At 63.6% G+C, this 25790-nt stretch carries 26 protein-coding genes; 4 read left to right on the top strand and 22 right to left on the bottom strand.

Annotated elements, in window-relative coordinates:
- Positions 1-39: 39 nt before the first annotated feature.
- Complete coding sequence (locus KT882_RS06490; RefSeq protein ID WP_228895006.1) at positions 40-468, bottom strand: signal peptide prediction; 429 nt, start codon at positions 466-468, stop codon at positions 40-42.
- A 146-nt stretch (positions 469-614) separates the two neighbouring features.
- Between KT882_RS06490 and KT882_RS06485 the strand changes: the two genes are divergently transcribed.
- Together KT882_RS06485 and KT882_RS06480 are read left to right on the top strand one after the other, a co-directional pair.
- Positions 615-3413, top strand: a complete 2799-nt coding sequence (locus KT882_RS06485; protein ID WP_161071673.1) for a valine--tRNA ligase — start codon at positions 615-617, stop codon at positions 3411-3413.
- A 153-nt stretch (positions 3414-3566) separates the two neighbouring features.
- Positions 3567-4013, top strand: a complete 447-nt coding sequence (locus tag KT882_RS06480) for a DUF2147 domain-containing protein (RefSeq protein ID WP_228895005.1) — start codon at positions 3567-3569, stop codon at positions 4011-4013.
- Between the two features lie 9 nt (positions 4014-4022).
- On the opposite strand, the gene KT882_RS06475 is transcribed toward KT882_RS06480, so the two are convergent.
- The 15 genes from KT882_RS06475 to tyrS form a co-directional block, all read right to left on the bottom strand.
- Positions 4023-4484 (bottom strand): YaiI/YqxD family protein, encoded by a 462-nt coding sequence (locus tag KT882_RS06475; RefSeq protein ID WP_161071675.1) that lies wholly within the window; start codon positions 4482-4484, stop codon positions 4023-4025.
- An 11-nt stretch (positions 4485-4495) separates the two neighbouring features.
- Positions 4496-5887, bottom strand: a complete 1392-nt coding sequence (locus KT882_RS06470; RefSeq protein ID WP_228895003.1) for a DUF4214 domain-containing protein — start codon at positions 5885-5887, stop codon at positions 4496-4498.
- Positions 5888-6082: 195 nt separating this feature from the next.
- Positions 6083-6871: a glutaminyl-peptide cyclotransferase gene (locus KT882_RS06465; protein ID WP_161071677.1), complete on the bottom strand. Its 789-nt coding sequence runs from the start codon at positions 6869-6871 to the stop codon at positions 6083-6085.
- Positions 6872-6917: 46 nt separating this feature from the next.
- On the bottom strand, positions 6918-7685 hold the full coding sequence (locus KT882_RS06460) for an SDR family oxidoreductase (RefSeq protein ID WP_161071678.1): 768 nt from the start codon (positions 7683-7685) through the stop codon (positions 6918-6920).
- Positions 7686-7825: 140 nt separating this feature from the next.
- On the bottom strand, positions 7826-8773 hold the full coding sequence (locus KT882_RS06455; protein ID WP_228895001.1) for a LysR family transcriptional regulator: 948 nt from the start codon (positions 8771-8773) through the stop codon (positions 7826-7828).
- A gap of 16 nt (positions 8774-8789) precedes the next feature.
- A complete protein-coding gene (gene ruvB, locus KT882_RS06450; RefSeq protein ID WP_161071680.1) occupies positions 8790-9845 on the bottom strand; it encodes a Holliday junction branch migration DNA helicase RuvB in 1056 nt (351 codons plus the stop codon).
- 16 nt (positions 9846-9861) lie between these two features.
- A complete protein-coding gene (gene ruvA, locus KT882_RS06445; protein ID WP_161071681.1) occupies positions 9862-10440 on the bottom strand; it encodes a Holliday junction branch migration protein RuvA in 579 nt (192 codons plus the stop codon).
- Positions 10441-10464: 24 nt separating this feature from the next.
- Entirely contained in the window at positions 10465-11013 is a 549-nt protein-coding gene (gene ruvC, locus KT882_RS06440) for a crossover junction endodeoxyribonuclease RuvC (RefSeq protein WP_161071682.1), read from the bottom strand.
- Positions 11014-11166: 153 nt separating this feature from the next.
- On the bottom strand, positions 11167-12753 hold the full coding sequence (gene purH / locus KT882_RS06435) for a bifunctional phosphoribosylaminoimidazolecarboxamide formyltransferase/IMP cyclohydrolase (RefSeq protein WP_161071683.1): 1587 nt from the start codon (positions 12751-12753) through the stop codon (positions 11167-11169).
- A 97-nt stretch (positions 12754-12850) separates the two neighbouring features.
- A complete protein-coding gene (locus tag KT882_RS06430) occupies positions 12851-13084 on the bottom strand; it encodes a helix-turn-helix domain-containing protein (protein WP_056398400.1) in 234 nt (77 codons plus the stop codon).
- A gap of 42 nt (positions 13085-13126) precedes the next feature.
- Positions 13127-14143 carry a tRNA dihydrouridine synthase DusB gene (dusB, locus tag KT882_RS06425; RefSeq protein WP_161071684.1) on the bottom strand — a complete coding sequence of 339 codons (1017 nt, stop codon included), beginning with the start codon at positions 14141-14143 and terminating at the stop codon, positions 13127-13129.
- A gap of 171 nt (positions 14144-14314) precedes the next feature.
- The gene (locus KT882_RS06420) at positions 14315-14956 is read right to left on the bottom strand and encodes a histidine phosphatase family protein (RefSeq protein WP_161071685.1); all 642 of its coding nucleotides are present in this window, start codon (positions 14954-14956) and stop codon (positions 14315-14317) included.
- 10 nt (positions 14957-14966) lie between these two features.
- The gene (locus tag KT882_RS06415; RefSeq protein WP_161071686.1) at positions 14967-15617 is read right to left on the bottom strand and encodes a YbhB/YbcL family Raf kinase inhibitor-like protein; all 651 of its coding nucleotides are present in this window, start codon (positions 15615-15617) and stop codon (positions 14967-14969) included.
- A 13-nt stretch (positions 15618-15630) separates the two neighbouring features.
- Positions 15631-16083 (bottom strand): D-aminoacyl-tRNA deacylase, encoded by a 453-nt coding sequence (dtd, locus tag KT882_RS06410; RefSeq protein WP_161071687.1) that lies wholly within the window; start codon positions 16081-16083, stop codon positions 15631-15633.
- Positions 16080-17315, bottom strand: a complete 1236-nt coding sequence (gene tyrS, locus KT882_RS06405) for a tyrosine--tRNA ligase (protein ID WP_228895000.1) — start codon at positions 17313-17315, stop codon at positions 16080-16082. The genes dtd and tyrS overlap by 4 nt, the downstream gene beginning before the upstream one ends.
- Before the next feature lie 156 nt (positions 17316-17471).
- Between tyrS and KT882_RS06400 the strand changes: the two genes are divergently transcribed.
- Positions 17472-18857: a M23 family metallopeptidase gene (locus KT882_RS06400; protein WP_161071689.1), complete on the top strand. Its 1386-nt coding sequence runs from the start codon at positions 17472-17474 to the stop codon at positions 18855-18857.
- Between the two features lie 117 nt (positions 18858-18974).
- Positions 18975-20066 carry an anhydro-N-acetylmuramic acid kinase gene (locus KT882_RS06395; RefSeq protein ID WP_161071690.1) on the top strand — a complete coding sequence of 364 codons (1092 nt, stop codon included), beginning with the start codon at positions 18975-18977 and terminating at the stop codon, positions 20064-20066.
- Positions 20067-20176: 110 nt separating this feature from the next.
- Here KT882_RS06395 and erpA read toward each other — a convergent pair whose 3' ends face one another.
- From erpA to KT882_RS06365, 6 genes are all read right to left on the bottom strand, one after another.
- Positions 20177-20542 (bottom strand): iron-sulfur cluster insertion protein ErpA, encoded by a 366-nt coding sequence (gene erpA / locus KT882_RS06390; RefSeq protein WP_161071691.1) that lies wholly within the window; start codon positions 20540-20542, stop codon positions 20177-20179.
- A 56-nt stretch (positions 20543-20598) separates the two neighbouring features.
- The gene (locus KT882_RS06385; protein WP_161071692.1) at positions 20599-20943 is read right to left on the bottom strand and encodes a hypothetical protein; all 345 of its coding nucleotides are present in this window, start codon (positions 20941-20943) and stop codon (positions 20599-20601) included.
- A 3-nt stretch (positions 20944-20946) separates the two neighbouring features.
- Positions 20947-21984: an N-acetyl-gamma-glutamyl-phosphate reductase gene (argC, locus tag KT882_RS06380; RefSeq protein WP_161071693.1), complete on the bottom strand. Its 1038-nt coding sequence runs from the start codon at positions 21982-21984 to the stop codon at positions 20947-20949.
- A gap of 124 nt (positions 21985-22108) precedes the next feature.
- On the bottom strand, positions 22109-22501 hold the full coding sequence (gene rpsI / locus KT882_RS06375; protein ID WP_056398368.1) for a 30S ribosomal protein S9: 393 nt from the start codon (positions 22499-22501) through the stop codon (positions 22109-22111).
- Between the two features lie 9 nt (positions 22502-22510).
- Complete coding sequence (gene rplM, locus KT882_RS06370; RefSeq protein WP_056398365.1) at positions 22511-22939, bottom strand: 50S ribosomal protein L13; 429 nt, start codon at positions 22937-22939, stop codon at positions 22511-22513.
- Positions 22940-23593: 654 nt separating this feature from the next.
- Complete coding sequence (locus KT882_RS06365) at positions 23594-25783, bottom strand: NHL repeat-containing protein (RefSeq protein WP_228894998.1); 2190 nt, start codon at positions 25781-25783, stop codon at positions 23594-23596.
- Positions 25784-25790 lie beyond the last annotated feature (7 nt).

Genomic DNA, 25790 nt, shown 5'->3' with positions numbered 1-25790 from the left:
TGACGAGCCTTACACGTGCTTACAACTTGCTGTATTTGCTTACAGGTGGACTTCTTTGGCCCGCGCCTGCACTTCGAAGCGGTTGTCGAGGTAGGCGCGCCGGCCGCGCAGCATCTGCCACAGGCTTTCCAAGGGATAGGCCAGCAGGAAGGGCGCTCCCCACCGCTCGTACTGGCGGACGTGTTCATGCTCGTGCAGCCGCAGGCGCTCCAGGTCCGCGCGCGTGGCGCCGATGACCACGTGGCCGAAGGTGATGGCGACGAAAGGCAGCTTGCGCAGCCAGCCGGCTTCCGCGCGCGCCGACAGCGCAATCTCGGCCACGCCGTCCACGGCCCGCATCCTCGCGCCAAACAGGAACGCGGGCGAAGCCAGGCAGATACCGACGGCAGTGCACGGCGCCGCCCAGCCATAGCGCAGGCAGCGCAACGCCCACCGCACTGCGGCGTAGCGGCTTTCCGGCGGTTTCAATGGCGTTGCGCCCACGGTGGCGGCCTTTCATTATCAATATGGCACATATTATGTGCGAAATATTGTGCACTGCGGCGCTGGCGGCATGCACTGGCGGCATTGCCCCTTTATAATGGTCGTTTTCGCCTACAACACAGCCCAACATCATGGAATTAGCCAAGTCTTTCGAGCCCGCCGACATTGAACAGTTCTGGCGCAGCGAGTGGGAGAAGCGCGGTTACTACGCCGCTTCGCTCGACCTGTCCAAGCCCTCCTTCAGCATCCAGCTGCCGCCGCCGAACGTCACCGGCACGCTGCACATGGGCCACGCGTTCAACCAGACCATTATGGACGGCCTGACCCGCTACCATCGCATGCTGGGCCATAACACCGCCTGGATCCCCGGCACCGACCATGCCGGCATCGCCACCCAGATCGTGGTGGAGCGCCAGCTGGACGCGCAGAAGATCTCGCGCCATGACCTGGGCCGTGAAAAATTCATCGAAAAAGTCTGGGAGTGGAAAGAGAAATCCGGCTCCACCATCACCGGCCAGATGCGCCGCATGGGCACCTCCCCTGACTGGGCACGCGAATACTTCACCATGGACGAGCCGCGCTCGAAAGTGGTGTCCGAAGTGTTCGTGCGCCTGTTCGAGCAAGGCCTGATCTACCGCGGCAAGCGCCTGGTCAACTGGGACCCGGTGCTGGGCACCGCTGTGTCGGACCTGGAAGTGGCGTCGGAAGAAGAAGACGGCTCCATGTGGTACATCAAGTACCCGCTGGCCGACGGCAGCGGCTTCCTGACCGTGGCCACCACCCGTCCTGAAACCATGCTGGGCGACGTGGCCGTGGCCGTGGACCCGACCGACGAGCGCTACCAGGCGCTGGTCGGCAAGATGCTCAAGCTGCCGCTGTGCGACCGCGAAATTCCCGTCATCGCCGACTCCTACGTGGACAAGGCCTTCGGCACCGGCTGCGTGAAGATCACCCCTGCGCACGACTTCAACGACTACGCGGTAGGCCAGCGCCACAAACTGGAAATGATCACCATCCTGACGCTGGACGCCAAGATCGCCGACAACGCGCCGGCCGCCTACGTGGGCATGGACCGCTTCGCCGCCCGCAAGCAGATCGTGGCCGACCTGGACGCGCAAGGCCTGCTGGAGCAGGTCAAGCCGCACAAGCTGATGGTGCCGCGCGGCGACCGCACCGGCGTCGTTATCGAGCCGATGCTGACCGACCAGTGGTTCGTCGCCATGAGCAAGCCTGCCCCTGAAGGCACCTTCAACCCGGGCAAATCGATCACCGACGTGGCGCTGGAAAAAGTGGCCAGCGGCGAGATCAAGTTCGTGCCGGAGAACTGGAACACCACCTACAACCAGTGGCTCAACAACATCCAGGACTGGTGCATCTCGCGCCAGCTGTGGTGGGGCCACCAGATCCCTGCGTGGTACGACGAGCAGGGCAACATCTTCGTGGCGCGCACCGAAGCCGAAGCCGTGGCCAAGCAGCAGGCGGCCGGCAGCACCGGCGCCCTGCGCCGCGACAACGACGTGCTCGACACCTGGTTCTCGTCCGCGCTGGTGCCCTTCTCCACCCTGGGCTGGCCGGAAGAAACGCCTGACCTGAAGGCCTTCCTGCCGTCGTCCGTGCTGGTGACCGGCTTCGACATCATCTTCTTCTGGGTGGCGCGCATGGTCATGATGACCGCGCACTTCACCGGCAAGGTGCCGTTCAACACCGTGTACGTGCACGGCCTGGTGCGCGACTCGCAAGGCCAGAAGATGTCCAAGTCCAAGGGCAACACGCTGGACCCGATCGACCTGATCGACGGCATCGGCATCGAAGCCCTGGTGGAAAAACGCACCACCGGCCTGATGAACCCGAAGGCGGCCGAGAAGATCGCCAAGGCCACGCGCAAGGAGTTCCCGGAAGGGATCGCCGCCTACGGCACGGACGCGGTGCGCTTCACGATGGCGTCCTACGCCTCGCTGGGCCGCAACATCAACTTCGACCTGGGCCGCTGCGAAGGCTACCGCAACTTCAGCAACAAGCTGTGGAACGCCACCCGCTTCGTGATGATGAACACCGAAGGCAAGGACTGCACCGCGAGCGAAGCGGACCTGTCGCAAGCCGACAAGTGGATCATCTCGCTGCTGCAGAAGGCCGAGGCGGACGTGGTGAAAGGCTTCGAAGACTACCGCTTCGACAACATCGCCAGCACCATCTATAAGTTCGTATGGGACGAGTACTGCGACTGGTACCTGGAACTGGCCAAGGTGCAGGTACAGAACGGCACCGAAGGCCAACAGCGCGCCACCCGCCACACGCTGCTGCGCGTGCTGGAAGTGGTGCTGCGCATGGCGCATCCGATCATCCCGTTCGTGACCGAGGAACTGTGGCAGGCCGTGGCCCCACTGGCAGGCAAGGACAGCGCCGGTCAATCCATCATGACCCAGCAATACCCGCTGCCCAACCTGGCCAACATCGACGAGGCGGCCGAAGCCTGGATGGGCGAGCTGAAAACGCTGACCGACGCCACGCGCAACCTGCGCGGCGAAATGAAGCTGGCGCCGTCGCTGCGCGTGCCGCTGATCGTGGAAGCATCCTCGCCGGACGACAAGGCGCGTCTGGCCGTGTACGCGCCCTACATCCAGGCGCTGGGCAAGCTGGCCGACGTCACCATCGTCGACACGCTGCCCGAGACCACGGCGGCCGTGTCCATCGTCGGCACCACCAAGCTGATGCTGAAAGTGGAAATCGACGTCGCGGCCGAGCGCGAGCGCCTGTCGAAAGAGATCGCCCGCATCGACGGCGAGATCACCAAGGCCAGCACCAAGCTGTCCAGCGAAAGCTTCGTTGCACGCGCCCCGGCGGCCGTCGTCGCCCAGGAAAAAGAACGCCTGGCCAACTTCACCGCCACCATCGAAAAGATGCGCGAACAACTGGCCAAGCTGCCGGCATAAGCTAGCGCCCCCCAAAAAAAGGGGTCAGGGTTGATATTCCCAAGCGGGAATATCAACCCTGACCCCTTTTTTTGTTGCCGCACGAAATAGTACGACTATTCTATTAATTGGCGCTACACTCGTCGGACAAACATAACTTTTGGAGACAAGCTTATGCGTAACTGGATCAAAGCCGGCGCCCTGGCCGCCGCCGTCGTCATGGCGCCTGCCTTTGCCGATGATGGCTCGCCGGTCGGCCTGTGGAAAAATATCGATGACGTGAGCGGCAAGCCGAAGGCGCTGATACGCATCAGCGAAAGCAACGGCGTGTTGCAGGGCAAGATAGAAAAGCTGTTCCGCCCCGCCGACCAGGAGCAGAATCCCAAGTGCGACAAGTGCACCGACGCGCGCAAGGACCAGCCTATCCTGGGCATGGTGTTCATGTCCGGCCTGAAAAAAGACGGCGACGAGTACACCGGCGGCGAGATCCTCGACCCGGACAACGGCAAGGTCTACAAGAGCAAGATGGAACTGGCCGACGGCGGCAAGAAGCTGAAAGTGCGCGGCTATATTGGCGTGCCGATGCTGGGCCGCTCGCAGACCTGGCTGCGCCAGGAGTAAGCAGGAAAATCAGCCGCGGCTGGCCGCCTTCACCTTGGCCAGGTGGCGGTCCAGCGCGTTGGCGAAACTCTGGCGGTCCGACTGGCTGAACGGCGCGGGGCCGCCGGTGTCGACGCCGCCGCTGCGCAGCTCTTCCATGAAGGCGCGCATGGTCAGCATCTGGGCGATGTTGTCCACGGTGTAGAACTCGCCGCGCGGGTTCAGCGCCAGCCCGCCCTTCTTCAGCACGTCCGACGCCAGCGGGATGTCGGCGGTGACGACCAGGTCGCCCGGCGCCAGCAGGCGCACGATTTCCTGGTCCGCCACGTCCGCCCCGGACGGCACTTGCACCGAGCGCACAAAGCGCGACGGCGGCACCCGCATCAGCTGGTTCGCCACCAGCGTCACCTGCATCTGCGTGCGCTCGGCCACCCGGTACAGGATGTCCTTGATCACGGCCGGACAAGCGTCCGCGTCCACCCAAATTTGCATGCACTGCTTTCTTAGTAGGGAATATAGGCGATGCCGTGCTCGATCGAGCCGATGACTTGCGCCATGTTCTCAGCGCTCTCGCTGAAGTCGACCAGCAACTGCGTCCGCATGGCGCCATTGTCCAGCGCACGCACCCAGAAGTCCAGCCCGGCTTGCTCGGGGTTACGGTGCAGCACATTGTGGTACAGCTCCGTCACGAATTGCTGGTTCGGCTGCGCGGTGCCGTACAGGCGGGTGAACTCCTGGCTGCCCAGGAAGGAAGCGGCCACGTCGCGCAAGGCGAGCCCGGCATCGAGATGCGAGATCCAGTAGCCCAGGCCGGGCAAGTCGGGCTGGCGGTCGAACGCGGCCTGGTACAGGCGGTAGGCCTGGCCTGCGTTGCCGTCCGCGTCCAGCGCTATGGTCTGGTCGGAAAACGCCACCCGCTCCACATTGACCAGCGCATTGCTGATGCCCCGGCCGTCCGTGACGAGATAGCCGCCGCCGGATTTGCGCAGCGTAAAACCGGTGCTGGCCTCCGCGTACGCCACTTCGTCCAGCCCTGCGCCGCCCTGGATGACGGTGGGGCCGGGCACGGGGCCGCTCACCGGCGCATCACCCGGCACTTCGGCGGGCACGCCGTCCCGCACCTCGAAGCGGGTGTTGATGCCCATGGCGGCAAGCTGGGCCGCAGTGTATTCCCTCGCGTTGCCGCTCTGGTCGGTGACCACCGCGCTCAGCAAGTTGTAGACGCCCAGCCCGGTTTCCGCCAACAGCGTGCCGGTATAGGCGGCGGAGTTCAGCGTGCCGTCGTAGAAGGTGTCGCTGCCGCCCACGAAGCCGCCGATGGAAACCGCCGGGCCGGTAAAAGTGTCCAGGTAAAAATCGCGGTCGAAGAACAGATCCACACCGGCCACGCCGCTGCCGGCGCCGTCCTGCGCATGGGCGGTAAAGCTGAGCTGCTGGGCGCCGCCGCTGATGTCCACCAAGCCCGGCAGCACCAGTCCGGTCAGCTCAGGGGCCGTGGCGTCCGCCACGCCGCCGGTAATGGTGACCGCCGTATTGAAGCCCATGGCGGCCAGGTCGCTGTCGAAATAGTGCTTCACATTGCCGGCCATGTCGTAGACCGCGACTTCGTAGATGCGGTACACGCCGGGAGGCGTGGCGGCGCCGACCGGGAACACATAGCTGGCGGAGCCGTCGCTCAGCGGGTCCGCACTGCCCGGTGCGCCTATCATGATGGCCTGGCTGGGGCCGAGCGGGGAGATAAGGGACTGCTGCATCCAGACTTGCGCCCAGCCGGGGCCGGAGCCGCCGGTTTCATCGCGCGCGTCCACGCGCAGCGACAGGTTGCGCGCACCAGCGCTGAGGTCCAGCGTGGATGGCATGGAAAAGCTGACGAGACGGGGCGGGGTAATGTCCATGGAAGGGTCCGTTCAAACTGAAGAGGCGGCGGCCGCTGCCGGCCACAATAGTGCCATGCGGCAATACTCAGCAGACTAACCGGCTGCACCACAACATTCAATGGCGGACGGACATTACCAATTGTCACTGTCGCCAGCCGCCCACACCGCGCTGTGCGCGGAGTTGGCGAGGCGCTATTACCTATTGCAACTTCGTTATTTACGTTTCAGTTCAATTTCGAACAGCTTGGGCCATAGCTTTCCGGTTACAAAGAGGCGGCGCTTGGCGCTGTCGTAGGCGATGCCGTTGAGGACGTTGTCGCTGCCGGACTCGATGCCGGCCTTGGCGGCCAGGCCGCTCAGGTCTATCCAGCCCATCACGCGGCCGCTGAAGGGGTCGATGCGGGCGATCTTGTCGGTCTGCCAGATGTTGGCGTAGATCTGCCCTTCCACCCATTCCAGCTCGTTGATCTGCGTGACCGGCTCGCCGTCGGCGGTAACGCGGATGCGACGGGTCTGCTGCATGGTTTTCGGATCCAGCACGCGGATGTACGCGGTGCCGTCGCTCATGTAGAGCCGTTCGCCGTCCGTGGCCAGCGCCCAGCCTTCGCCGGGGTAGCTGAAGGTCTGCTTGAGCTGCAGGGTCTCGCTGTCGAAGATGAAGCCGGTCTGGCTGGTCCAGGTCAGGCCGATGATGACGTTGCCCACGGCGGTAATGCCTTCGCCGAAGAACTGCGCCGGGATATCGGTCTTCTGCAGTACCTTGCCGGTTTCCAGCGCCACCTTGCGCACCGAGGAGCGGCCGTTCAGGCCCGTGCTTTCGTACAGGATGCCGTTCTGGAACAGCAGCCCCTGCGTGAAAGCCTGCGGGTCGTGCGGGTAGCTGTGCTTGATTTCGTAGCCGTACACAGGCACAGCGGCCTGTGCAGTGGCCAAGGAGGCAAACAGCGCCAGGCCCGCTGCGGCCAGGCGCCCTACTACTTTGGTGCTGCTCCAACTTTGCATGGTCATTCCGTGGCGGATCAATAAACCATGCAGTATAACGCCAGCCTCAGTTTGCCTGCTTGGTCGGCATGACCACCACTTGCATCAGGTTCACGCGCGGCGGCTGCGCGGCCAGGAAGCCCACCACTTCGGCCACGTCCTCCGGTTGCAGGAACTCGATGTTCCTGGCGGCGTCGGCCAGCCAGTCCAGCACGCCCTGGTGGGTGACGTGGCTTTGCAATTCCGTGGCGACGATGCCCGGCTCTATCATGGACACGCGGATGTTTTTCTGGCCCAGCTCCACGCGCATATGGCGCGTCAGGTGGCTGACGTAGGCCTTGGTGGCGCTGTACACGGCGAAGTAGGGATAGATGTACTGGCCGGCGATGGACGAGGTGTTGATCAGGTCCACGGTCACGCCCTGCTCCGCCGCCTGCTTCAGCTGCGGCACGAAGGCGTGGATGATGCGCATCACGCCGTCCACGTTGATGTCGATCTGGCGGCTCCACTCCTCCAGCTTGTTTTCCTCGATGGCGCCGGGCAGCATCAGGCCGGCGTTGTTGAAGACCAGGTTGGCAGGTCCCCAGGCGGCCAGCACGGCGGCGGCGGCGGCATCGATGGAAGCCTGGTCGGTCACGTCGACCGCCAGCGCCATGGCGGTGCCGCCGGCCTGCTCGATCTCGGCCACCAGGCGGTCCAGCGCATCCTTGCGGCGCGCCAGCACGGCCACTTTGGCGCCGCGCGCGGCCAGCAGCCTTGCGGTGGAAAGGCCGATGCCGCTGGAGGCGCCGGTAATGACGGCCACGCGACCGGACAGTTGGGTAGCTTGGTTCATGCTGTTCTCCTTGAGGTTCAATGCCGGCGATGCGGCGACAGGGAGAACTTTATATTTTCAAGGACAACCAAAGTAGTCCCAAAAACCCGATTGAAAGACAACTGCGAGTTGTTAATCAATCGGCGCCAACGTAGGGCGGGTTAGCGGGCAATGCCCGCGTAACCCGCCAGCTCCGCGCCCGGCACCGAGAACACCGTACTGCCCTGCAAGCGCTCCACGGCAAAATCGATAAAGCGCCGCACCCGGCCCGGCATATCGGCGCGCTGCGGATAGTAGAGATGCAAGCCCATGCGCTCGCTGACCGTGGACACCAGCAGCGGCACCAGCTCGCCGCTGCGCAGCGGCGCGGCGGCGTTAATGCTGTCCACCTGCCCTATGCCCATGCCGGCCAGCACGGCGTGCATGTCCGCCTCCGGATCATTGCTGCACAGGACGGTGGGCATGTGCTGGAACACGGTGCTGCCGTCCACCTCGAATTCCCACGGCATGGCGCGCCCGCTGCCGGGCTGGCGGTAGGCCGTGCAGCGGTGCGACTGCAGCTCCGCGATGCTGCGCGGCGCGCCATGCCGGGCCAGGTAGGCTGGCGTGGCGCAGACGATCTGCTGCACCGGGAAGAGCGTGCGCCCTATCACTTGCAGGTCCGGCGGATTGCCGGCGCGGAAACCGACGTCGATGCGTTCATCCACGATATCGCTGAAGCCCTCCGACAGCAGCAGCTCGAACTGGATCAGCGGGTAGCGCTGCTGGAACTCGGCCAGCAGCGGCATCAGCACCTTGCGGCCCACCGCGCCGGGCGCGGTGATGCGCACCACGCCCTGGTCGTCCTGTGCCGCGCTGCGCGCCTTGCTGAGCGCGCCGACCAGCCCGTCCAGGCCGGGCTTGACGGACTCCAGCAGGCGCTGGCCTTCTTCGGTGAGGGTGCTCTTGCGGGTGCTGCGGTGGAACAGGCGCACGCCCAGGTGCTGCTCCAGCTGGCGTATGGTCTTGCTGACCGCCTGCGGCGTGGTGCTCTGCGCTTCGGCGGCCCGGTTGAAGCTGCCCAGTTCGGCAGCCCGCACAAAGGTGGCGATGGCGCGCAGTTCGTCCATCAGGCGGCGGCCTTGGCTACAGGTCCCACAGCTCGCCGTTGGGATTGGTGCGCGGCGGCGTGACGCCGAAGTGCTTGTAGGCCGCCGGCGTGGCGACGCGGCCGCGCGGCGTGCGCTGCAGATAGCCTTGCTGGATCAGATAAGGCTCCAGCACGTCCTCGATGGTGTCCGCTGCCTCGCCGATGGCGGCTGCAAGATTGCCGATGCCGACCGGGCCGCCGCCGAATTTGTACAGCACCGCCTCCAGCAGCTTGCGGTCCATCACGTCGAAGCCGACGGTGTCCACGTCCAGCATCACCAGCGCGGCGGCGGCCACTTCGCGCGTGATGTCGCCGTTGCCCTTCACTTCGGCGTAGTCGCGCACGCGGCGCAGCAGGCGGTTGGCGATGCGCGGCGTGCCGCGCGCGCGGCGGGCGATTTCAGCCGCGCCTTCCACGTCCATGCTGGCCTTGAGCAGCGCGGCGCTGCGGCTGACGATCTTGGTCAGTTCCGGCACGGTGTAGAACTCCAGCCGCGCCACGATGCCGAAGCGGTCGCGCAGCGGATTGGTCAGCATGCCGGCGCGCGTGGTGGCGCCCACCAGGGTGAAGGGCTGCAGGTCCAGCTTGACGGAACGCGCGGCCGGGCCTTCGCCTATCATGATGTCGATCTGGTAGTCTTCCAGCGCCGGGTACAGGATCTCCTCCACCACCGGCGACAGGCGGTGGATCTCGTCGATGAACAGCACGTCGTTCGCTTCGAGATTGGTGAGGATGGCGGCCAGGTCGCCCGGGCGCTCCAGCACCGGGCCGGAAGTCTGGCGCAGGTTCACGCCCATTTCGCGCGCGATAATGTTGGCCAAGGTGGTCTTGCCCAAGCCGGGCGGGCCGAACAGCAGCGTGTGGTCCAGCGCTTCCTTGCGGTTGCGCGCGGCCGAGATGAAGATCTCCAGCTGGTCGCGGATCTTGGCCTGCCCGACATATTCATCGAGGTGCTTGGGGCGCAAGGCGCGTTCGATGGCCTCCTCGTTCGGCGACGAAGGCGCGGCGTCGATAATGCGCTGCTCGGTGAAATTGTCGGTCTGGATGCTCATTGCTTAGTATTTACCATTAACCCTTGGACAGCGCTTTCAGCGCCTGCTTGATGCCGTCCGACACGCCGGCGCCGGCGGGAACGGTCTTCAGCGCCAGCAGCGCTTCCTTGTCAGAATACCCCAAAGCGATCAGCGCGTTCAGGATGTCGGACTGGGAGTCGTGCACCGGATGCGCGCCGCCCGCGCCGAGGTCCGCGCCCAGCTTGCCCTTCAGCTCCAGCAGCAGGCGTTCGGCGGTCTTCTTGCCGATGCCGGGCACTTTCACCAGGCGGCCGGACTCCTGCAGCGTGACGGCTTGCGCCAGGTCCGCGATCGACATGCCGGACAGGATGGACAGCGCCATGCGCGCGCCTATGCCGCTGATCTTGATCAGCTGGCGGAACACCGCGCGTTCCTCGGCGTTGCCGAAGCCGAACAGCAGGTGCGCGTCTTCGCGGATGGCCTGGTGGGTAAACAGCACCACCTTCTCGCCCACGCCGGGCAGGTTGTAGAAGGTGCTCATGGGCACGTCGACTTCGTAGCCTACGCCTTGCACGTCAACCAGCAGTTGCGGGGGATTTTTTTCAAGCAGGATGCCGGAGAGACGTCCGATCATGGGTTGTAACCTTAGTGAGTGGGTTTAATCGACCAGGCGGCCACGGCGCATGCGCAGGCCGGCCAGCGGGCTGGCCGCCGTGCCGCCCGCCAGGCTGATCAGGGCCAGCGCATCGTAGCTGTTGGCATGGCAGATGGCCACGCCGAGCGCGTCGGCCGCGTCCGAGCCGGGCAAGCCGGGCAGCGCCAGCAGGCGCGCCACCATGTCCTGCACCTGGGCCTTGTCGGCCTTGCCGGTGCCGACCACGGCCTGCTTCAGCTGCGTGGGCGAGTATTCCGCCACGCTCAGGCCATTGCTGACCAGCGCGCAGATGGCCGCGCCACGCGCCTGGCCCAGCAGCAGGGTCGATTGGGGGTTGACGTTGACGAAGACTTTTTCGATGGCCGAGCAGTCCGGCTGGTAGGTGGCAGCGACTTCGCTCACGCCGTCCAGGATGACTTTCAGGCGGGCCGGCAGGTCGCCTTCGCCGGATTTGATGGTGCCGGACGCGATATAGCGCAGCTTCGCGCCCTGTTTGTGGATGACGCCAAAGCCGGTGGTGCGCAAACCTGGGTCGATGCCGAGAATAATCATGCTCGGATTGTACATCAACAACATGGCTGGCAAGCAGCAAAAGCTGTATATAAGCACAGTGCAATAAAAACAGGGCCGGACAGGTTTCCCCATCCGGCCCTGAGCCAGCTCGTAGGGCGGGTTAGGCGGCACGCCGTAACCCGCCATGCATGATTAATGACGGAAGTGGCGGGTGCCGGTGTACAGCATCACCACGCCGCGCTCGTCGGCGGCGTCGATCACTTCCTGGTCGCGCATGGAGCCACCCGGCTGGATCACGCAGGTGGCGCCTGCGTCCACCACCACGTCCAGGCCGTCGCGGAACGGGAAGAAGGCGTCCGAGGCCACGACCGAACCGGTCAGGGTCAGGCCGGCGTTCTGCGCCTTGATCGAAGCGATGCGCGCGGAGTCGATGCGGCTCATCTGGCCTGCGCCCACGCCCAGCGTCATGTTGTTGCCGCAGAAGACGATGGCGTTGGACTTGACGTACTTGGCCACGCGCCAGGCGAACATCAGGTCCTGCAGCTGCTGCTGGGTAGGCTGCAGCTTGGTGACCACTTTCAGGTCGGCCAGCAGCACGTTTTTCGAGTCGGCCGACTGCACCAGCAGGCCGCCGCCCACGCGCTTGAAGTCCATCGCGTTGACGCCGTTGCCCAGCGGAATTTCCAGCAGGCGCACGTTCTGCTTGGCCGACAGGATCTGCTTGGCTTCAGCGGTGAACGACGGCGCGATCAGCACTTCCACGAACAGCTTGGCCAGTTCGGTGGCGGCGGTGCCGTCCACTTCCACGTTGAAGGCGATGATGCCGCCGAAGGCCGAGGTCGGGTCGGTCTGCAGCGCGCGCTTGTAGGCGTCGGCCGCGTTGGCGCCCAGCGCCACGCCGCATGGATTGGCGTGCTTGACGATCACGCAGGCTGCCGACTGGTCGAAGCCACCCATCGATTTCACGCATTCCCACGCGGCGTCCGCGTCGGCGATGTTGTTGTACGACAGTTCCTTGCCCTGCAGCTGGGTGTAGCTCGCCAGCGCGCCGGCCACCGGCGCCAGGTCGCGGTAGAACGCGGCCGACTGGTGCGGGTTTTCGCCGTAGCGCATGTCCTGCACTTTTTCAAAGTGCGCGTTCAGCGTTTGCGGATAGGCGGCGCGGTTGGCGTGCGAACGGTCCGGACCCAGGCTGCTCAGGTAGCTGGCGATGGCGCCGTCGTACTGCGCGGTGTGCGCGTACACCTTCTTGGCCAGCATGAAGCGGGTTTCGTAGGACACATAGCCGGGCGCGTTGTCGGTGGTCTTCATCTCAGCCAGCACCTGGCCGTAGTCGGCCGGGTCGCAGATCACCACCACGTCCTTGTGGTTCTTGGCCGACGAGCGCAGCATGGCCGGGCCGCCGATGTCGATGTTCTCGATGGCGTCGTCCAGCGTGCAGCTGTCTTTTGCCACGGTAGCCTGGAAGGGATACAGGTTCACCACCACCATGTCGATGGTGGGAATGCCGTGCTCTTCCAGCTTGGCCATGTGCTCGGGGAAATCGCGGCGCGCCAGGATGCCGCCGTGGACTTTCGGGTGCAGCGTCTTCACGCGGCCGTCCAGCATTTCCGGGAAGCCGGTGTAGTCGGCCACTTCGGTCACGGGCACGCCATTGTCGGCCAGCAACTTGGCGGTGCCGCCGGTGGACAGGATGTTGACGCCCATGGCGGACAGGGCGCGGGCGAAGTCCAGAACGCCGGTCTTGTCGGAAACGGAGATGAGAGCTTGTTTAATCATGGCTGTGGCTAGGTTGTTGAGTATTCTGTGGGACAAAGGTCAACGCGCCGGCCGCACGGGCCGGTCACAGCCATGCAAGCCGGGACGTCAGCGGACCTTACAGCAGGCCGTGCTCCTGCAATTTCTTTCGCAGGGTATTGCGGTTGATGCCCAGCATTTGCGCGGCATGCGACTGGTTGCCGTCGGCGCGGGTCATCACGACTTCGAGAATGGGACGTTCCACGGTCAGCACGACCATGTCATAGATGTTCGACGCCTGCTGCTCGCCCAAATCGTTGAAGTAATCTTCCAGCGATTTCTGGACGACTTCCTGAATGCTTTCTTTGCTCATTTTTATATATTTCTGCTAATTGATCTGCCACGCCGGCGCCGTTCAGGCGGCCAGCATTTCTTCGGCGAGGCGGTATTGTAACCGCTCGCCATACTTCCATTGCGATTCGAAGAATTCTTTAACCGACTGCAACTGTTCCTGCGTGGACTCCAGGCGGTTCATGCGCTGGCGGAATTCCTCGCCGCCTTCCAGGTCGCGCACATACCAGCCGATGTGCTTGCGCGCCGTCAGCATGCCCTTGCGCTCGCCGTAAAAAGCGTAGTGCGCCTGCAGGTGCTCGTCCATCAGCTGGGCCACTTCGGCCACCAGCGGCGCGGGCAGATGCGTGCCGGTGCGCAGGTAATGGTCGATCTCGCGGAAAATCCACGGGCGGCCCTGGGCGGCGCGGCCCACCATGACGGCGTCGGCGCCGGTCTTGTCCAGCACGAAGCGGGCTTTTTCCGGGGACGTGATGTCGCCGTTGGCCACCACCGGGATGCCGACCGAGGCCTTCACGGCGGCAATGGTGTCGTACTCGGCGTCGCCGGTGTAGCCGTCGGCGCGGGTGCGGCCGTGCAGGGTCAGCATCTGGATGCCGGCCTGCTCGGCGATGCGGGCGATGCGCAGCGCGTTCTTGTTTTCGCGGTCCCAGCCGGTGCGGAACTTCAGCGTCACCGGCACGTCCACCGCGCCCACCACCGCGTGCAGGATGCGCTCGACCAGGTCCTCGTGCGGCAGCAGGGCCGAACCGCACCAGTTGTTGCACACCTTCTTGACCGGGCAGCCCATGTTGATGTCGATAATCTGTGCACCTTTGTCAACATTGTGCTTGGCGCACTCGGCCAGTTCCTGCGGATCGGAGCCGGCGATCTGCACCGCCTTCGGCTCCATTTCGCCGGCATGGTCGAGCCGGCGCGCGCTCTTTTCCGAAGCCCACACGCGCGGGTTCGAGGCCGCCATTTCCGACACCGCATACCCGGCGCCCAGCTCCTTGCAAAGCTGGCGGTAAGGCCTGTCCGTCACGCCCGCCATAGGGGCGACGAAGACATTGTTACGGAGGATATGCGGACCGATTTGCACTGGGTAAGCCTGAAAATGAACGGGGAAACCGTCTATTCTAACCGAAGGACTGCTCAAATAATAAGCACTATTTATTCTGATTCCCGTGCTTGTGCAGCTTGGCAGTTATGAAACTGCCTTTCCGTGTGGAATTTATAAGCACGGGTGTGCTGCCGCGCCGGCGGCGGCAGCTTAAACGATGTCGTCCAGGACGAGCTGTTCGAGGTGGGCGGTTTCGCCCCAGCTTTGCAGCGCCAGCTTGCCGTTGGCAAAAGTGAAACGGTTGATGCTGGCGTTCTTCACCTGGAAATCGCGCGGGCTTTCCAGCGTCATGCCGGTGGCGGCGCGGTAGGCGCACTCCAGCACGCCGCCGTGGGCGACGATGGCGATGGTCTGGCCAGGGTGGCGCACGGCCCAGGCGGCGATGCCGTCCGTGCAGCGGTGGAAGAACTGGCGGAAGCTTTCGGCCACGCGCTCGCCGGCCGGCGGCACGGCGTCGATGTCGCGCGCCTGCCAGGCGGCGAACTCGGCCGGATAAGTGCGTTCAATGTCGGCGTACAGCATGCCCTCGAACACGCCGTAGCAGCGCTCGCGCAGCTGCACGTCCTGCTGTACGGTGCGGTCCGGGCCGGCCACCGCCTGCGCGGTCTGCAGCGCGCGCTGCAAATCGCTGGCGATAATGGCGTGCAGCGGCTCGGCGGCCAGCGCACGCGCCAGGGCGTCCGCCTGGCGCCGCCCTTCCGGGTTCAGGGGAATGTCGATGTGGCCTTGCAGGCGGCGCACGGCGTTCCACGCCGTTTCGCCGTGGCGTATCAATAAAATACTGGTAGTCATGTAAGCCTGGTTAGCGCGCCCGAGGATTCAGGCTGTAGACGCCGATGATTTGTGCTTCGTCCAGTATGTGGCCGCGCATGGCGGCGCAAGCCTGCTGGCCGGTGAAACGCCCCTCCACGGGCAGGCGCGGCACATCCAGCGCATACAGCCGGAACACATAATGGTGCGCCAGCAAGTCATTCCACGGCGGGCAGGGGCCATCATAACCGAAATAGTCGCCCGCCATGGCCGGGTCGCCGGCGAACCAGTCGGTGTAGTCGTTCAGGCCTTGCCGCAGCGGATGGCCGGCACCGTCCAGCACGGCCAGCTCGATATCGGGTCCGGGTTTGCCCCTGGCCGTCACACCGTCGGCCAGCAGGCCTGCGGGGATACCCCCCAGCGCGGGCGGAATATCGGCCAGCGCCCAATGGAAGAAGTCGGCGCGCGCGTCGGACGCGTCCAGGGTGTGCCCCTCGCGGTTGACCTTGGCCGCGTCGGCCGGGGCGTCGCCGTCTATGCACACCAGCAGCAGGGACTCGGTGCCGTTCGGCACCTCGCTCCAGGCCAGGTGCGGGTTGCGGTTGGCCGCGAGGCGGATGCCGCCCTGCGGGTCCGGCTCGGCAAAGGCAAACTCGGCGGGGATGACGCCGCCGTTCTTGAAAGAATCACTCCACAGTTTCACCGCCGCCCCCGCTTTATTGTTTCTTCGGTTCAACCTGCAACCAGAACGTGACCGGGCCGTCATTCGTCAGCGACACCTTCATGTCGGCGCCGAACCGGCCGGTGGCCACTTGCGGATGCTTGAGCCTGGCCTGCTGCACAAAGTACTCGAACAGCCGCGCGCCGTCCGCCGGCGCGGCGGCCGGCGTGAACGAGGGGCGCGTGCCGGACTTGGTGTCCGCCGCCAGCGTGAACTGCGGCACCAGCAGCAGGCCGCCGGCCACGTCGGTCACGCTGCGGTTCATCTTGCCCGCCTCGTCCGCAAACACGCGGTAGCCCAGCAGCTTGTTCAGCAGGGCGTCCGCCTCCTTCTCGGTGTCGCCGCGCTCGGCGCACACCAGCACCATCAGGCCGGCGTCGATGGCGCCGATCAGCGCGCCATCCACCACCACGCCCGCGCTGCTGACCCGCTGCAGCAGCCCTATCATGCCGTCAAGGTGACGCGCGCGAACTTGCGCTTGCCCACTTGCAGCACGAAAGTACCGGCGTCCAGCTTCAGCGCCTTGTCGCTGATGACCGTGCCGTCCACGCGCACGCCGCCCTGGTCCACCATGCGCGCCGCTTCCGACACCGAGGCGCACAGGTTGGACTGCTTGAGCAGCTGGGCGATGCCGGCCGGCGCGCCGGCCAGGGTGATTTCCGGCACATCGTCCGGAATGCCGCCCTTGGAACGGTTGACGAAGTCGGCCAGCGCGTCCTCGGCCGCCTGGCGCGAATGGAAGCGCTCGACGATTTCCTGCGCCAGCGCCACCTTGGCGTCGCGCGGGTTGCCGCCCTGCTCCACCGCCTTTTTCAGCGCCGCTACCTCTTCGATCGATTTCCACGACAGGAGTTCGTAGTAGCGCCACATCATCACGTCGGAAATGCTCATGATCTTGGCGAACATGTTATTGCCCGGCTCGGTGATGCCGATGTAGTTGTTCTTCGATTTGGACATTTTTTCAACGCCGTCCAAACCTTCCAGCAGAGGCATGGTCAAAATGCACTGAGGCTCCTGGTCCCAGTCCTTTTGCAGCTCGCGGCCCACCAGCAGGTTGAATTTCTGGTCGGTGCCGCCCAGCTCCAGGTCGGCCTTCAGGGCCACCGAGTCGTAGCCCTGCATCAGCGGGTACAGGAATTCGTGCACCGAAATCGGCGTGCCGTTCTTGAAGCGCTTGGTGAAGTCGTCGCGCTCCATCATGCGCGCCACGGTGTAGCGCGAGGCCAGCTGGATCATGCCGCGCGCGCCAAGCGGGTCGCACCACTCGGAGTTGTAGCGGATTTCGGTCTTGGCCGGATCGAGCACCAGCGAAGCTTGCTTGAAGTAAGTGGCGGCGTTCGCTTCGATCTGCTCGCGCGTCAGCGGCGGACGGGTGGCGTTGCGGCCGGACGGGTCGCCGATCATGGAGGTGAAGTCGCCGATCAGGAAGATCACCTGGTGGCCCAGGTTCTGCAGCTGGCGCATTTTGTTCAGCACCACGGTATGACCCAAGTGCAAATCCGGCGCGGTTGGGTCCAGGCCCAGCTTGATGCGCAGCGGTACGCCGCTCTGTTCGGAACGCGCCAGTTTCTGCGCGAATTCGGTCTCGATCAGCAGCTCGTCGACGCCGCGTTTAGTGATGACCAGGGCTTCCTGCACGCGGTCGGACAGCGGCAGAGCGGGTTGGGTTGCAGTTACCATAGGGGGAGCACAATTCTCGTGAAAATGTAGGATGAGTCCGATAGTTTGATATAATTCGCGATCCCATCAATCTTGCCGCATGAAAACTCGATAAGACGACAACTATAAAAATATCAAAGTTCGGAACAGTTCAAGCGGTAAATTTTAACTGATTGCATGAACCCTATAAACAAATTCACAAGCCAAGGCTTGGTCAACTTGCTAGGTTCGACGCGCAAGGCGCGCATCATGAGTGCATCGGCAATCTTTCTTGCTGTGTGCGCCTTTGGTGCGGCCGGCGTGGCGCCGCTAGCGCCAGACGCGGCGGACCTACCGGTCAAGTCGGTCTCCACCACCCTTGAACTTCCGAACATCTCCGCGCAAATCGGCGCCCTCGAGCAGCAAGAATCCACCGAAAAATACGTCCACGAAGAACGCATCCGCGCCGGCGACACGCTGGCCGCGCTGATGACCCGTCTCGGCGTGGAGGACGACGCCGCCGAAACCTTCATCAAGAAGGACAAGGTCGCCAAAGGCGTGATGCAGCTGAAGACCGGCAAGAAGGTCCAGGCGCAGACCGACGAAAACGGCAACCTGGTGTGGCTGCGCGCCACCGTGGTGGACGGCAAGGACATCCCGGTCAAGAACATCCTGGTCAGCCGCAAGGGCGACGGCTTTGTCGCCAGCGAAGAAGCGGCCAAGCTGGAGCGCCGTGTGGAAATGCACACCCGCACCATCAACTCCTCGTCGCTGTACGCGGCCACCGACGCCAGCAACGACGGCGCCAAGCTGCCGGACTCCGTGGTGCGCCAGATCGTGGAAATGTTCTCCACCAATATCGACTTCCGCTCCGACCTGAAGCGCGGCGACCATTTCAACGTGGTCTACGAAACGTTCTGGCAAGACGGCGAATTTATCCGAGCGGGCCGCATCCTGGCGGGCGAATTCACCAACCGCGGCACCACCTACCAGTCGGTCTGGTTTGAAGATCCCAGCAGCAACCAAGGCGGCGGCTACTACAGCTTCGACGGCAAGTCCCTCAAAAAAGCCTTCCTGAAATCCCCCCTGGAATTCTCCCGTATCTCCTCCGGTTTCTCGATGCGCGTGCACCCCATCTCCGGCAACTGGAAAGCCCACAAAGGCATCGACTTCGCGGCCGCCACCGGCACCCCGATCCGCGCCTCCGGCGACGGCGTGGTGGACTTCGCCGGCACCCAGGGCGGCTATGGCAACCTGGTGGTGCTCAAGCACTGGGCCAACTACACCACCGCCTACGCCCACATGAGCCGCTTCGCGCCTGGCCTGAAAAAAGGCAGCAAGGTCAGCCAGGGCGACGTGATCGGCTATGTCGGCACCACCGGCTGGTCCACCGGCGCCCACCTGCACTACGAATTCCGTGTCGGCGGCGAAGCCAAGGACCCGAACAAGCTCAACGTGCAAGCGCAAGCCCCGCTGACCGCAGCCGAGCTGAACCGCTTCAAGACCGTCTCCGGCGACATGATGCACCGCTTCGCGCTGCTGCGTCCCACCAACGCCAACGCCTCCAGCCTGGCCGCCAAATAAGCCGCTGCGCGCGGCCCACGCAAAAAGGGGTCAGGGTTAATATTGCTTGCAATATTAACCCTGACCCCTTTTTCGCTGTGGTGAGGCACAATAGCGGCACACTATTGGAGGATGTTGATGAGCCTGTATATCGGTTTGATGTCGGGGACCAGCCTGGATGGGGTGGACGGCGTGCTGGTGGATTTCTGGGGCGGTGCGGCGCGCACCATGGCGGCGGCCTATGTGCCGTTTCCGCCGGCGCTGCGCGAGGAGCTGATGGCGCTGCAGGCGGCCAGCCCGAACGAGCTGGAGCGCGAGGCGCTGGCGGCCAACACGCTGGCGGAGTATTACGCGCAGTGCGTGGCCGAGGTGCTGGCGCAGACCGAGATGAAGCCGGCCGACGTGCGCGCCGTGGGATCGCATGGGCAGACCATACGCCATCGCCCCGAGCTGGGCTTTACGCGCCAGACCGGCAACCACGCGCTGCTGGCCGAGCTGTGCGGCATCGACGTGGTGGCGGACTTCCGCAGCCGCGACGTGGCGGCCGGCGGCCAGGGCGCGCCGCTGGTGCCGGCCTTCCACCAGGCCATGTTCAGCGTGCCGGGCAAGACGCGGGTGGTGGCCAATATCGGCGGCATCGCCAATATCAGCGTGCTGCGCGGCGACGGCAAGGCCACCGGCTTTGATACCGGCCCCGGCAATGTGCTGATGGACAAGTGGATCGCCCGCCACCAGGGCAAGGCCTATGACGCCGACGGCGCTTGGGCGGCGTCCGGCACCGTGATCCAGCCGTTGCTGGACGCCATGCTGCGCGAGCCTTACTTCGCCCTGCCCGCGCCGAAAAGCACGGGCCGCGACCTGTTCCACGGCGACTGGCTCGATACGCAGCTGGCGCCCTTTGCCTCGGCTGCGCCGCAGGATGTGCAAGCGACGCTGACCCAGCTGACCGTGCTGTCGCTGGCGCAGGCGATCAAGGAGCATGCGCCCAGGACGGAGGCGGTGTATATCTGCGGCGGCGGCGCCTACAACGGCGTGCTGATGCGCAATCTTGCGGTGGAATTGGGCGTGCCGGTGGAATCGACCGACGCGCTGGGCGTGGCGCCGAACCGGATGGAAGCGCTGGCCTTTGCCTGGCTGGCGTTCCGCTTCAACGAGCGGCTGGCGGGGAATCTGCCTGCCGTGACGGGAGCGCGGGGCGAACGGGTGCTGGGGGCGCTGTATCCGCGCTGAGATTGGCGGGTTACGCTGCGCTAACCCGCCCTACGCCGGGTATGCGGATCTGCGGGTATGCGGAACCGTAGGGCGGGTTAGCGGCAGAGCCGCGTAACCCGCCGTGCCTCTTAGGCCGAGAACGACGAACCGCAGCCGCAGGTCGAGGTGGCGTTCGGGTTCTTGATGACGAATTGCGCGCCTTCCAGGTCGTCCTTGTAGTCGATTTCCGCGCCGATCAGGTACTGGTAGCTCATGGAGTCGATCAGCAGCTGCACGCCGTTCTTGTCCATGGTGGTGTCGTCTTCGTTGACGATTTCATCAAACGTGAAACCGTACTGGAAGCCCGAGCAGCCGCCACCCTGCACGAATACGCGCAGTTTCAGGTCTGGATTGCCCTCTTCTTCGATCAGCTGCGCAACTTTCTGCGCGGCGCTGTCGGTGAATACGATAGGGACCGGGATTACTTCGTCTTGCACTTCGGCTACTGCATTCATGTGCTACTCCTAAAAATTCATACGGCCATTATAGACCTTAGTCCGGACTCATGCTGTCAAGGCTTGATTTCCTGTACGGGCTTTGGTTCCGGGGCAACAATTTTTGCTTCCTGGCCCGGCAGCGGCAAGCCGGCTTTCTTGACGATGGCCTGCAGCGCGTCGCGCTCGGCGGTCATTTGCGCCAGTTCGGCCTGCACCTGCGCCAGCTGCTGCTCCGGCGTGGGCGCGCCCCGGCTGACGCCAAAGATGCGTCCGCCCAGGTCCACGCCCCATACCAGCAGCACGCCGCCCAGCGCCAGCACCACGGCCACGCCGGCGATGCGCGCCAGCAGCGGCGCTTTGCGTTCCACCAGGACGGTGGGCGGGGCCGAGGCGCCGCTGCCCTGCCATTTTTTCGCCACTGTTTATGGCATCAGGGCGATGTTGTCCAGGCCCATGCCTTCTTCCAGGCCGAACATCAGGTTCATGCACTGCACGGCCTGGCCGGATGCGCCCTTGACCAGGTTGTCCTGCACCACCAGCACGATGACGGTGTTGCCGTTGTCCGGACGGTGCAGCGCCAGGCGCAGCGTGTTGGCGCCGCGCGTGCTGCGGGTTTCCGGGTGCGAGCCGAACGGCATCACGTCCACGAAAGGCTGGTCCTTGTAGGCGTCTTCGAACAGGGCCTGCAGTTCCTCGTTGCTCACGTCCTTGGTCAGGCGCGCGTACAGCGTGGAGTGCATGCCGCGTATCATCGGCACCAGGTGGGGCGTGAAGATCAGGTTGACCTTGTCGCTGCTGAAACGCTGCAGCTGGGCCACCGTCTCCGGCGTGTGGCGGTGGCCGGACACGCCGTAGGCCTTGAAGTTGTCGCTGGACTCGGAGAACAGGATGCCGATCTCGGCCTTGCGGCCCGCGCCGGACACGCCGGACTTGCAGTCGGCGATCAGGTTGCCCGCGTCGATGATGCCGGCCTTGAGCAGCGGCACGAAGCCCAGCTGCATGGTGGTCGGGTAGCAGCCCGGGTTGGCGATCAGCTTGGCGGCCTTGATGTCTTCGCGGTTCAGCTCCGGCAGGCCGTACACGGCCTCCTCGATCAGTTGCGGCGCGGTATGGGGAATCTTGTACGTCTTTTCAAATACGGCCTGGTCCTTGATGCGGAAGTCCGCCGCCAGGTCGATCACTTTCACGCCGGCTTTCAGCAGCGCGGGCGCCTGCTCCATGGCCACGCCATGCGGGGTGGCGAAGAACACCACGTCGCACTGGGCCAGGTCGACCTTGTCCGGCGCCGAAAACGCCAGCTTGACGCGGCCTCGCAGGGAAGGATACATGTCAGCCACCGGCAAGCCGTCCTCTTTGCGCGACGTAATCGCCGTCAGCTGCACTTGAGGGTGGACGGCCAACAATCGCAGCAGTTCCACTCCGGTGTATCCGGTGCCGCCGACGATGCCAACTTTGATCATGTTCTTTCCTTGGGAGTTAAATAAAGAGGGGACGCCCATTTTAGCAGGGCTGAAAAAAAGCCGCCCGGCGTACCGGGCGGCTTTCTCGCCAGCATGCGCCGCAGCGCACGCTGTATGAAGCAAATTAACGCTTCGAGAATTGCTTTGCGCGACGTGCTTTGCGCAGACCAACTTTTTTACGCTCAACTTCGCGAGCATCGCGAGTGACGAAGCCGGCACGTGCCAGGTCGCCCTTCAGAGCTGCATCGTAGTCGATCAGTGCGCGGGTGATGCCGTGACGAACAGCACCAGCCTGGCCGGACTCGCCGCCGCCGTGTACGTTGACTTTGATGTCGAAACGTTCAACGTTGCCGGTCAGTTCCAGTGGTTGACGGATGACCATCAGGCCGGTTTCGCGGGAGAAGTACTCAGCCGCTGGCTTGCCGTTAACGATGATTTGGCCAGTGCCTGCCTTGATGAACACGCGAGCCACTGCACTCTTGCGACGGCCGGTGCCGTAGTTGTAGTTACCGATCATGTCAGTTCCTTAGATTTCGAGTGCTTTAGGTTGCTGAGCAGCGTGTGGGTGCGAACCCTCGGCGTATACTTTCAGCTTCTTGATCATGGCGTAGCCCAGTGGGCCTTTAGGCAGCATGCCCTTGACAGCCTTTTCGAGAGCACGGCCTGGGAAACGCTGTTGCATTTTCAGGAAGTTGGTCTCGTAGATGCCGCCTGGGTAGCCCGAGTGACGGTAGTAGGTCTTCTCGGTTGCTTTGGTACCGGTCACGCGCAGTTTGCCTGCGTTGATGATGACGATGAAGTCACCGGTGTCGACGTGAGGGGTGAACTCTGGCTTATGCTTGCCGCGCAGTCGGCGTGCCACTTCGCTGGCAACACGGCCGAGGACTTTGTCCGTCGCGTCAATCACGAACCAATCGCGCTGGACTTCATGGCCCTTAGCGGAAAAAGTTTTCATGTTATGACTTTCTGTGAAAGATAAAAACGCTCATCTGGTGGTTCCGCCCCGGTGTTGCAGCGGACGCATCCTTGTTGTTTACTTTCCCTGAGCGAACGGGAAAGCCGGCAATTATAACCCCTGGCGGCCACGCCCGTCAAGCCGACTTTGGTCTGGCAGGACGTACGCTGGCTGCACCCGGCCTCGCACTGCTCTAAAGACAAGCCCCTTCGCCCTTCGCTCGGGGCGCACTCCCGGAAGCGCTCGAAACGGAGTCGGCGTATCATCGCCTCCTACCGTTTGCATGGCTGGTTAAAATATCTGAAGTGCCAGGCCTGTTATCACCAAAACCGCCCCAATAGTCCCCAACAAAGAAAACCAGACTGGACTGTCGACTTTCTGAATAGCAGATAAATTCTCTTTGCGGACATGCCAAAGCGCAATCACATCATCGGTGCTGCACAAGGCGACGTAAATCGAAAATCCGATATTTACCAAGCCATGCCCAGGCTTCCCACCGAGAACAGACGCAACCCCGGAATACAAAATGAAAATTGACAATGTTCGAAGGAAAACTTTACAAATGCGAATCTTATTTAATTTCATTTTCTAGTAAGGCTTTGATTTCGAGGGGACAAGTCAGCACTGAAGCAGATACAACCACAAACACCTCGATCAGTAGCTATACACGTTCACGACGTTGAAGGTGGTGTCCGGCACGTAGACGTTCCCCTTGTGGGCATAGATAAAGAACGGCATCCACACGCCGCCCGCCTCCGGATATTTCTTGAACACCAGATCGCCCGTCTTGTACGTCAGCGTGTTTTCGCCGATCTTGAACACCTTCAGCGCGCGGTTCACCAGGTCGTTGACGATGAGGTTGTCGTCCTCGTCGATGCACAGGCTGGCCGGGAGATAGAATTTTTCATAATCTTTCTCCAGGTCGTCGCAATAGCCGGCTTGGCCGTAGCTCCACAGGCTCTTGCCGTCGCGGCCGAACACGCGGATGCAGTTGTTGAACTGGTCGCACACGAACAGGCGGTCCTGCGTATCCACGTCCATGTCGCACGGCGTGAACGAGGCCAGCGGCTTGCCGTCCTCCTCCCACACGAAATTCCGGACGAAGCTGACGATGCCGGTGGCCTGCAGCTGCCACTGGGAGATGCGGTTGTTGAGCGAATCGGCAATATAGATCTCGCCGTGGCTGTTCACCGTGATGCCTTGCGGCGCCTTCAGCGTGCCCTCGCCGCCCACGCCTTCGCGGCCGAAGGGCACGCCGTAGTTCAGCAAATGCCCGTTCGGTCCGTACTGGTACATGGACACCGTGCACATATTGAAATTGGTGATGAAGATCAGCGGCGTGCCGGGGCAGACCTGGCCCAGCAGCGGCTGCGACGGGTAGTAGGCCGTCATGGCGATGTCGCCGGGCGTGAAGAAGCCGCGCACCATGTCCTGCAGCTGCGCATAGGGATTGACGGCGGTGTTGAAGGTCTTCAGGCACCAGTTGCCGGAATCGATGTTGTACGAGGACGTGCCCACATGGGCCAGCGGATCCAGCCCGGCGGGCTTGAGCACGTGGTCGTACCAGTACTGGTAGACGCCGGCCGCGGTCTTGGCCCAGCCGTCCCACCAGTTGCGGGCCGGTAGCACGCCATCGCCCTTGCGGTTGGGGTCGACACGGATCACCGAGGTCATGCAGTTGAACTGCGAGGTGGCCAGGGCGCGGGAGGCGTTGTCGCGGCGGTGGCCCACGGTGTCGAGCAGCACGGCCACGGTGGGCAGGCTGTCGTCGATGATGTTGATGCTCACATGCAGCACCGTCGAGGCGAACGGCTCGCTGATGTAATAGGTGTTCTTTTCCTTGCCGGCGCAGATCTGGTAGGGGCCGACAAAGACGCGGTCTTCCAGCGCACCGTAGATCAGGTCGGTATAGGAATGCACCGGCTCGGGCTCGTGGTTCCACATGGGCAGCATGCCCATCACCTTCTCCTGCAGCTTGCCTTCCGGGTTGTAGACCATGATGGAGTTTTCCACCTGGCCCGGCACGAAGACGTAGTCGTCGATCACGCACACCGAGCGCATCACGTTGAACTTGCCGATGCCGGTGGGCTGGCCGAAGCCGTGCAGCAGCGCGGTTTCCTTGGTGGCCTGCACGATTTCGTTCTTGATGGGCCAGGCCGTGTCTATCTTCAGGATTTCGTAGTAGCCGGTGTTGGCCAGGTAGAGGTTGCCTTTCGAGTCGCTGGCCAGTCCCTGCGGCCACAGCAGTTCGTGGGTGCTGTCCAGGTCTTGCACGGCGCGGAACTGCAGCACGAAGTCGCCTTCCAGCGTAAATTTCACGCAGCGGCTGCGCACGTCGCCCTCGGTGTGGAAGAACTCGTCGGCCACATAGATGTAGTGCTCGCCGTCCGCTTCCTTGATCACGGTGATGCCGTTGGGGTCGGACAGCGGCAGGAAGTTTTTGCTGGCGACATTGCCGAAGGCGAACTGGAAGTCCGCGCTGTGCTCATCGTATTCAAACGCCACCACGCGGCCATTGCCCATGTCGGTGCAATACATGATGTCGTCGGTGGGATGCGGGCACAGGTGGAAGGGCATGAGCAGGCGCTGGTCCAGGCCGGTGCTGCCCGGGATGCCGTCGATCACATGCAGCAGCGTGCCGAAGTCGGCGGTGAAGACCAGCACGCGGCTGTTGCCGGTGTCGCACACCCAGACGTGGTTGTAGTTGTCGCGCGCAACGCCGACCGGGGAATTCATGGTGAAGTCGTCCGGCAGCTCGCCGCTCTTGGTCATGCCGGGCAAGGCCAACTCGCCGTAGTGGCACAGGTGCTTGAAACCGGTCTCGGATGCAGTCATGTTGTTCATGGTACCT

The organism is Pseudoduganella aquatica (assembly GCF_020865585.1).
GTDB lineage: Bacteria > Pseudomonadota > Gammaproteobacteria > Burkholderiales > Burkholderiaceae_D > Rugamonas > Rugamonas aquatica_A.
This window is presented reverse-complemented; position numbering and strand designations above follow the sequence as displayed.